Genomic DNA, 8756 nt, shown 5'->3' on the forward strand with positions numbered 1-8756 from the left:
GGCTGCCCCTTTCATTAAATACGGTTAAAATTGGCATTTGAATTAATCAAAACGCCGTCATTCGATAAACCGACCTGCTGGCGGTTATCCATCATCTGCAATAAACGCTGTTCTGCTTCTTCAAAGCTAATACCGAAATGCTTTGCAATGTCCTCTAACTGGTACATAGGTTCGCCGTCATCCGTGTAACCGCTTGGCGGTGGCAATAGGTTTAACTCTTTTGCCTTTTGGTGCATCTCTGCTTTGATATGCTCAGGCGTGTAGTGCATCGTTAAAATGAGTGCCTGCTCTGTGATGGGGTGGTGTTCTCCGTACTGCTCGCGCATTGCTTTGTAGTGGTCGAAGGCTTTGAAAAATTCAGGGTCTACATGCTTAATCATTGTGTATACCCTCAAAAGTTAGCTGTAAATTTGCTTTGCATGTTGTAATTCTTAGGTTTAAATCTCGCATTGAATAACGATGGTTCACTAATCCAGTGCCATGAAATGAACCTTTAGCCTTTTGGGTCTTTGCTTGCATACATAGGCGGTTTAATTCTTCATAGGCTGTCTGTCTTGCTGAATAGCTCCCAGTCTTGCGGATGCTCGGCAATACCTCAGAAAATACCCAGTTTTGGAAATTCAATGCTTCGGGTTTAGTCGATCTAAATACAATGCGGTACAGGTTTTCTTCACTGATAAAAGTTAGCTTTTGAGTACCGCCATTTGTAAGGGTATACATTTCATGTACCCCCTTTGGATTTAGCTTAAAACGGCTTGCTGTCGCGTTTTTAATATCTAAGGCTTGACCAACATCAGGCAGACAAAACAAAGGCTGTCCGCTTGCATCAAAGGCGATCCGAACGCCGTACTCATTAAAATTAAATACTGCTGGTTTCATGCTGCCACCTGCTTAATTAGTTCATAACGAGCATGTGAGCCGATGCCTGAATGATTGCGCTCACGATGGGTCACAATGTCATAACCTGCACACCGTAAACGCTGAATGATTGCGCTCAGTCGATAACAGTTAAAAAGGTCGATAGCCTCGGCCTGTGAAATGGTTTTACCTTGCTTGAGATAAGCTAAAACTTGCTTTAATTGGGTGCTGTTCATGTTCTTATGCTCCTGTCTTTGCAAGTGCGTCAGTCAGCTTGTGAATCGTTCCGATGTGGATTATCAGAACGTCCTTAACGCCTGATTTCTTCACCATGTCAGCATGTTCACTGAGTAGCTCTTTAATCGTTCCGTTAAAGCCTTTAACCTCTAAAAACTTCATAGCTTCATCATTTACGATTAAATCTACTTCCTGATCCGCTTCGCCAGTCGGACAATATGAGGCAAGGGCATAGGCGTATAGATCGGCTGGGTCTGTAATGCTCAAGGTTTCCAGTGCCAAGCGTAAAAAGGTATTTAGCTTGCTGGCCTCGGCCTTTAGGTAGTCATTAATTGAATAAGGCTTAGAAAATACCTCTGCACTTAATTCGGATGCTCGGATAGAAACATGATCAAGTAGGTCAATTGCCTGTTCAATCTGTCTTGCATTGGCTTCGGTTTTAAGTTCATCAGGCAAGTAATCAAGGGCCAAGCAAGTGAAGTCAGATACATCAATAAAAAGGTTTTTTATTTGCTCGCCGTTTACTTCATGGCTGATCTGCTTAAGTCTGCTTTGCGCCTGCTGAGTGATGCTGATTGCATCCTGTAGAGTAATTTCCATAGCTCAAGCCTCCATCGTTGCAATGGTGGCCTTATGGCTTTTGATACGCTCAGAAATCCATAAATCAATATCGGATTCAATCCAAGCGACACGGCGTTCGGAAATATTGATAGCTTTGGGAAATGTGCCTTGTTGCATCATTGCGTAAATTGACGATGCACCCAAGCCAGTTTTGGCCTGCACTTCTTTACGGCGGATCAGGCGTACATTTTCGATTTTTTGTTCTTTAGATAAAGTCATCTAAACATTCTCCATAATGGAAATGCCTAGACACAAAATAGGGAATAGAAAAGTAATTAAGAGGGAAAAACTAAGTTTTATTAATTAGATATAGCAGCGTATAGCTATTCAATAGGTTCTAATGACTAACAACAAGTGCTTCCATTCGTAAACAATATGTTGACTTATGCCATGTTTGAACTACTATAAATACAGGTAAGCGAGCTTACCAAAGTTAAAAAACTTAGTTTTTAATCGTTTTACATCTCTAAAGTTCCTTTAGTTTTGTGCCCTTTGAACGGCGGTTAAAAACATTTGGTGATTTTGCGACTGCAATCGCTTGTCACCACGGAAAAAGGTTAGCACTGCAATGCTGGCCTTTTTTTGTTTTTGAAGTCTTTGTATACCTTTAATCTGATATGAAAGACATTCATTAAGTTCCTAATAAATACACTGGAACTCTATGTAATTAATCGTATAAGAGTTTTGCTTAAATGGCTACCTCTTTACCTAACAAGTGCGTTAATTGTTGTCGTGAAGCACCATCAATGTGCTGTTTATCGACTTTTATGTAGGCAGTTTACTGTTCAAGTATCACCGCGACTTCTTCAATACCCTTTATACCCCTCCAATACTATTAAGCACCTTTAGCCTGATTAAAAAAGATCAAATTCGGTTCATAAATCACACTAAAAATATGATTACTCCATTTCTGCATCATCTCTGTGCGTTCTTTTTCATACTTGGCCTTGTTATATACACCCCTTACACCTTTGGCTGTATGGTTTAAACAAGCCTCGATTGCATCACTATTAAAACCTTGCTCGTTTAAATGGGTACTGGCCGTTCTTCTCAAGTCATGCACGGTAAACGGTGGCAAGTCTGTTAATGCCAGTGCTGCCTTTTGCGCCGTATTAAATGCGTTATGGCTGATATGAGTACCTGACTTTCTGCCTACAAATACAAAAGGCTCATTGCCTGCAATCGCTTTGAGTTCCTTAAATATCTCCATCACCTGATCCGACATATAAACGACCATTTCACGGCTATGGCCTGTCGCACTGTCGGCCTTTGTTTCAGGTATAAGCCATATACGGCTATCAAAGTCGATATGCTCCCACTTGGCCCTCAATAGCTCTGACTTTCTAACCAATGTAAGCAATGACAGTAAAAGGCCCAGTTTTCTAGGTCGATAAATTCTTGAGTTTAGGAGGGTGGTGTAATAGGTGCGGATTTCATTTGTGCTTAAATATCTATCTCTAGGCTTTGCCTTGTGTACGTGCCGTGAAGGGATAGCCAAAACAGGGTTATAAGGTACAAGGCCCAAAGTCATTGCATAATCAAACATGCGCTTTAACAAGCCTCTGACTTGGTTAGCTGCTGCATCATATCCCTGTTCTTTTTTGCGCCATATAGTACGGCGTATATCTTCAATACTGATCTGATCTAATGGAATGTGGCCCATCATCGGATAAATATCATTGCTCAGGCATAAAACCATGTTGTAAGGGTCTTTGCGGTCTTTTTTAATGACTTCTTTTAAATAGCGTTCGCCGTAGTCCTTGAACAAAATGCCTTTAGGTTTTGCCTTATCTTGTTTCGGCGAAATACCTTTAGCCACCAATGAGGCGGATTCATCTCTAATCTGTCTAGCGTCCTTCAATGACAAGTCAGGATAACGACCTATAACAAGCCGTTCTTGCTTGCCTGCCAGTGAATAACGATAGTGCCACGACTTAACGCCTGATTCCTTCACCTCAATAAACAGCCCATTATTCAGCTTGTCTTTAACTGAATATCGCTTGTCCTGTGGTTTCAGGTTTTGAATCTCTCTATCAGTAGAGAAAAACAGGCCGTTTATCTTTGGCATTATTCTAGTCACTCAGGCATAAAAATAAGGTTCTATTGTCACGTAGCTAGTAGGTGACTAAAAAAATCATAGCACTAGATGAACGTATAGAACACATTGGAATAATAAAAAGACATTAAAAAAGCACTAAGCTATTAAAACTTAATGCTATTTAATTATCACTGGAACTTATTAGAACTTATTGGAATATTGGCTTAATTTGAAATTACTTTCCAATACAGAATGATCCAAAGATCTTGCCGAGCAAATCATCAGCACTAAAGTCACCAGTAATTTCCCCAAGCGCGTTTTGCGCCAGACGCAAGGACTCGGCCACCAGTTCGCCAGCGTTATATATCACCAGCTGTTCACGCGCTTCAGCCAAATACAGCTGGGTGCGCTTCATTGCGTCCAAATGGCGGGTACGCGCAATAAAGGTATCTTCTTCAGGCTGGAAGCCTGCATGCGCTGTAATCGCCTCTATGAGCGCTTGCACGCCGGTTTCCTGCTTGGCAGAGACGGCAATGTGCCGGAAGCCATTTAAATCGCCGATTGTGGCTTCAGCACCGGTCAGGTCACATTTATTGCCGATCAGCATCAGACGTTTCGGTTCAATATGTTCAGCAAAATATTCTTGCGCTAACTGCAATGGATCTTCACCCTGACTCAGGTCATAGACCAGCAGTAATAAATCGGCCTGTTCGATTTCCTTGATTGCGCGGCGAATACCTTCTTTTTCCACGATATCTCCGGTTTCCCGCAAACCCGCGGTATCGGTCAAGGTAATCGGTAAGCCATTTAAAGTGATCTTCTCATGCAATACATCACGCGTGGTTCCGGCAATATCCGTCACGATGGCACGTTCAATACCGGCCAGTGCATTCAGTAAGGAAGATTTACCGGCATTCGGTTTCCCTGCAATCACCACTTGTAAGCCTTCACGCAAAAGCTGTCCCTGACGCGCAGATTGCTGCACCTGAGTTACGGCACTGGCGACGCCATCGAGCAAGTTTAAAATCTTGCCATCGGCCAGAAAGTCGATTTCTTCTTCTGGGAAATCAATCGCGGCTTCCACATGCAGACGCAAATGAATCAGCTGCTCCAGCACGGCATTGACCTTGGTCGAGAAAGCCCCTTGCAGGGAACGTACCGCAGAACGTGCAGCCGCTTGTGAAGTGGCATCAATCAAATCGGCAATCGCTTCGGCCTGCACCAGATCCAGCTTGCCATTTTCGAAGGCACGCATGGAAAACTCACCGGCCTTGGCTGCAATCGCCCCCAGCTCCAGCAAACGGCCGAGCAGGGCATTCTGAATCACCGGGCCACCATGTCCCTGTAACTCCACCACATCTTCACCGGTAAAGGAATGCGGATTGGGAAAGCAAATTGCCAGCCCTTCATCCATCACTTCACCGGCAGCATCATAAAACTGGCGAAAACCGGCAAAACGTGCCTTGGGCAGATCCTTTTGAGTCAAGGCCTGAGCAATTGCATAAGATTGTGGCCCTGACAGGCGAATCACCCCAACGCCGCCACGTCCTGGTGGAGTTGCAATTGCAGCAATAGTTGTGGTTCGGTTGAGCATAAAATTCACCTGCAAAGACTCAGAAGGACAGCCAAAAAAAATCCGCCTAAGATTACCATCTTAAGCGGATTTATTCAGCCCATCAGTACAACTTAGTTGACTGGCGTGGCTTCATCACGTTTGGCACGGTCTTTGGCAACAGACTTGTTGATCAAGCTCTGCTGAAGGATCGTAATCAAGTTGTTGACAATCCAGTACAGAACCAGGCCTGCCGGGAAGAATAGCAAGAATACGGTAAAAATAACCGGCATAATCTTGAAGACTTTGGCCTGCATTGGATCAGTTGGCTGTGGATTTAACGACTGTTGGATATACATCGTCAAGCCCATAAGCAACGGCAGGATAAACCATGGGTCCATTGAAGATAAATCCTGAATCCATAGCATCCATGGTGCATGGCGCAGTTCAACCGATTCCATCAATACCCAGTACAGGGCCAGGAAAATCGGCATTTGCAATAACAGCGGTAAACAGCCGGCCAGCGGATTAACCTGTTCACGTTTGTACAATGCCATCATTTCCTGAGAGAAGCGCATGCGGTCTTCACCGAACTCTTCTTTCATACGCTGCATTTCTGGTGCAATCACACGCATTTTCGCCATCGAGCGGTAGCTCTTCGACGACAATGGCCACAGAATCAGTTTCACCAGAATGGTCAACAGAATAATTGCCCAGCCCCAGTTACCCACCAGACCATGGAAGAATTCCAGACCTACGAACAACAGCTTCGCAATTGGCCATAACCAGCCATAATCTACAGTCTGATTTAAACCGGCTGCCAGATCTTTCAGTTCTGACTGGATTTTTGGACCCGAATAGAAGGTCGCATCAATCTCGGCCACTGTACCGGCAGGTACATTGAAAGTCGGTGAGGTAAAACCGATGATGTTCATATTGTCGGTTGATTTACGTGATTCAAGCTTGGCGCTATAGGCTTCGCCATTACCCTGAGTCAACTTCAGATTACCTGGTACCCATGCACTGACAAAGTAGTGCTGCACCATGGCCACCCAGCCACCTTTCGCTTCAGTACTGACTTTTTCTTCAACAAAGTTGTCGAATTTAAGCTTGTTGTACTGTTCGTCCGGCGTACCCCAGGCACCGCCCAGGAATGTTCCCAGCGTGAAGATACCCTGATCCGATTTACCTGGATCTTCCGAGTTATCCCGTTTGATCTGGCCGAACATCTGACCTTGCCAGGTCTGGCCACTGCGGTTAACCACTTTGTGGTTTACGACAACCGGATATTCGCCTTCAGTGAAATTGAAGGTTTTGATAATCTCGACACCATCAGCGGTTTTAAACACCAGCGGTACAGACAAGACTTTAAGGCTTTCACCATCTTTAGATTTGGTGGCTTTCGCATCGGCCAAGGTATAGGCGGTTTTTTCCAGCTCATACATTGGACGGCCGTTACGGCTGCTGTCCGGTCCATTCAGACCGATCAGACCAGACTGGGCGACATAAGTCCGCTTCGCATCGCTTTCCAGCATCACGAAAGGTTCATCGCTGTCTTTGTTTTTGTCATGATTGAGCAATTCAATACGAACAATATCACCACCTTTCGGATTGATCCAAAGATGATAAAGGTCAGTTTGTACTGAAATAAGCTGCTGACTTACAGGTGCTGTGGCATCCGTGGCTTGCTGCGCTGGCATATTCGCTTGTGGCAGATCAGAGGCAACTGTAGCCGTCTGAGCATTTGGCAAATCTGCAGATACGTCATGCGAAACAACAGCAGTTTCCTGCTGCGGTTTGGTTTCAGCATTTCCATAATCTTTTTGCCACGCCAAAATGAGCAAATATGCGACAACAAACATGGCTCCGAGAATGGCAATCCTGGCCCATTGTTGCATATGTTTTACCCCAAGTGGTGAGAGTGATTTTGGTTCAATAAACGATCACGAAAGGGTACAGCAACGTGAAGCGTTTGAGAATCTATTTGCTGAAATGAAATAAAACGAATCGCTTTTGAGGGAACAGGATCATATCCCGAGCCCCCCCACGGATGACAACGGCAAATACGCTTAGTAGCCAGCCACACTCCACGTCCAGCCCCATGGATCTGGACTGCTTCCAGGGAATATTGAGAACAAGTTGGAATATAACGACAGCGCGGTCCCAATAAAGGACTGATCGCAATCTGATAGAAACGTATTAACCAATGTAGTAAACGTACCATTGGCCTACTCTACTTTTGTGGGGAGGGGGCTATTTTTGAATGCTTTTTGGCAAGACGGTTAAGTTTCTGCCAAGCAAATTGTAATTGCTGGTGCAATTCTGCATTAGGCACTGCTTCAACACCCATTTTGGGCATAACGACAATGTCTAAGTCATCTAGTTGCTGTTGATGCAGGCGAAAACTTTCGCGAGCAAGTCGTTTTACTCTATTTCGTTCGTGTGCGCGGCGCACTTTCTTCTTAGCAACAACTAAACCCAAACGGCTATTTGGCAGTTCGGAAGGTTTTGCAAGAAATAAGAAATGGGGTTGATGCACTTTAAAAAGCGCACCATCAAAGACACCTTTATAATCGGCAGCACAGCGTAATCGCAACTCTGTGCCAAAACTATAAAGTTTTGTCATAACACCCAAAATCGTCTTAGCGTAACTGATTAAACAGTTAAGCTATGACGACCTTTTGCACGACGGCGAGCTAATACTTGACGACCAGCTTTAGTAGCCATACGAGCACGGAAACCATGAACACGCTTACGCTTTAATTCAGACGGTTGGAATGTACGTTTCATATTGAAACTCCAAAAAATGATCTTTCTATGAAGGTCCGCGATTTTAGTGCTCATTGCTTGAGCTGTCAATGCAAAAGCACTTTTCTTTTCAAATAAGATTAAAAAAGTACGAGATACTGGTTTTTTAGATATCAGTTGGAAAAATGACTGATTTGTAGTTAATCACAGTTTAAGTTATTGTTAATAATAAATATATAACTTATAAACAACTCTATCAACAAAGTTATCCACAATTTATCCAGGGTTTGAATTTGAGTTGCTGTTTTGAATTTAAATTTGAAGTTTCCTGAGTTATCCACAAAAACCCTGGATCTTATAAGTAAATTCAAATTTATAAATTTAAATTTATTACTATTAGGGAGCACTTTTTCTATGGATAAGCTACTTTTTAGTTATTTAAACATAAACTTATATTGTGGATAAAACTGTTGTTATTAATTTTATACTTTGTGGATAACTTTGTGCTATATTTTATCCACAGCTTGCGGATAAACTTATCCACACCGGGTTTTAAATTTAAATTTATGCGTGTTGATTCCTTTTTGCACAGTTTCTGCGGGAATTGCCATGACAGATGTGGATAACTTGGTTAGAATGGCGACCCGCTTTTGGTCGCGGTAATGTTTTTTGAATGAACAATGGAATGAATAGGGGATTCAC

General features: G+C 43.4%; 11 protein-coding genes. All 11 read right to left on the minus strand.

Annotated features, from left to right (window positions below; all coding sequences use genetic code 11):
* Nucleotides 1-14: 14 nt before the first annotated feature.
* A complete protein-coding gene (locus AC3IT7_RS14950) occupies nucleotides 15-380 on the minus strand; it encodes a hypothetical protein (protein ID WP_489248976.1) in 366 nt (121 codons plus the stop codon).
* The gene (locus tag AC3IT7_RS14955) at nucleotides 373-879 is read right to left on the minus strand and encodes a BRO-N domain-containing protein (RefSeq protein WP_489248977.1); all 507 of its coding nucleotides are present in this window, start codon (nucleotides 877-879) and stop codon (nucleotides 373-375) included. The genes AC3IT7_RS14950 and AC3IT7_RS14955 overlap by 8 nt, the downstream gene beginning before the upstream one ends.
* Nucleotides 876-1094: a helix-turn-helix domain-containing protein gene (locus tag AC3IT7_RS14960; RefSeq protein ID WP_489248978.1), complete on the minus strand. Its 219-nt coding sequence runs from the start codon at nucleotides 1092-1094 to the stop codon at nucleotides 876-878. Before AC3IT7_RS14960 ends, AC3IT7_RS14955 begins: the two co-directional genes overlap by 4 nt.
* Before the next feature lie 4 nt (nucleotides 1095-1098).
* Complete coding sequence (locus AC3IT7_RS14965; RefSeq protein ID WP_489248979.1) at nucleotides 1099-1695, minus strand: hypothetical protein; 597 nt, start codon at nucleotides 1693-1695, stop codon at nucleotides 1099-1101.
* 3 nt (nucleotides 1696-1698) lie between these two features.
* Nucleotides 1699-1935: a helix-turn-helix transcriptional regulator gene (locus tag AC3IT7_RS14970; RefSeq protein WP_071320963.1), complete on the minus strand. Its 237-nt coding sequence runs from the start codon at nucleotides 1933-1935 to the stop codon at nucleotides 1699-1701.
* Between the two features lie 616 nt (nucleotides 1936-2551).
* Nucleotides 2552-3784: a tyrosine-type recombinase/integrase gene (locus tag AC3IT7_RS14975; RefSeq protein WP_489248980.1), complete on the minus strand. Its 1233-nt coding sequence runs from the start codon at nucleotides 3782-3784 to the stop codon at nucleotides 2552-2554.
* Between the two features lie 205 nt (nucleotides 3785-3989).
* Nucleotides 3990-5348, minus strand: a complete 1359-nt coding sequence (gene mnmE, locus AC3IT7_RS14980; RefSeq protein WP_475653636.1) for a tRNA uridine-5-carboxymethylaminomethyl(34) synthesis GTPase MnmE — start codon at nucleotides 5346-5348, stop codon at nucleotides 3990-3992.
* 92 nt (nucleotides 5349-5440) lie between these two features.
* Nucleotides 5441-7204: a membrane protein insertase YidC gene (gene yidC, locus AC3IT7_RS14985; protein WP_489248981.1), complete on the minus strand. Its 1764-nt coding sequence runs from the start codon at nucleotides 7202-7204 to the stop codon at nucleotides 5441-5443.
* Between the two features lie 5 nt (nucleotides 7205-7209).
* A complete protein-coding gene (gene yidD / locus AC3IT7_RS14990) occupies nucleotides 7210-7530 on the minus strand; it encodes a membrane protein insertion efficiency factor YidD (protein WP_005173498.1) in 321 nt (106 codons plus the stop codon).
* Between the two features lie 9 nt (nucleotides 7531-7539).
* Entirely contained in the window at nucleotides 7540-7932 is a 393-nt protein-coding gene (gene rnpA / locus AC3IT7_RS14995; protein ID WP_475653638.1) for a ribonuclease P protein component, read from the minus strand.
* A gap of 29 nt (nucleotides 7933-7961) precedes the next feature.
* Complete coding sequence (gene rpmH / locus AC3IT7_RS15000; RefSeq protein WP_000831329.1) at nucleotides 7962-8096, minus strand: 50S ribosomal protein L34; 135 nt, start codon at nucleotides 8094-8096, stop codon at nucleotides 7962-7964.
* Nucleotides 8097-8756 lie beyond the last annotated feature (660 nt).

The organism is Acinetobacter sp. KH_038 (genome assembly GCF_057839405.1).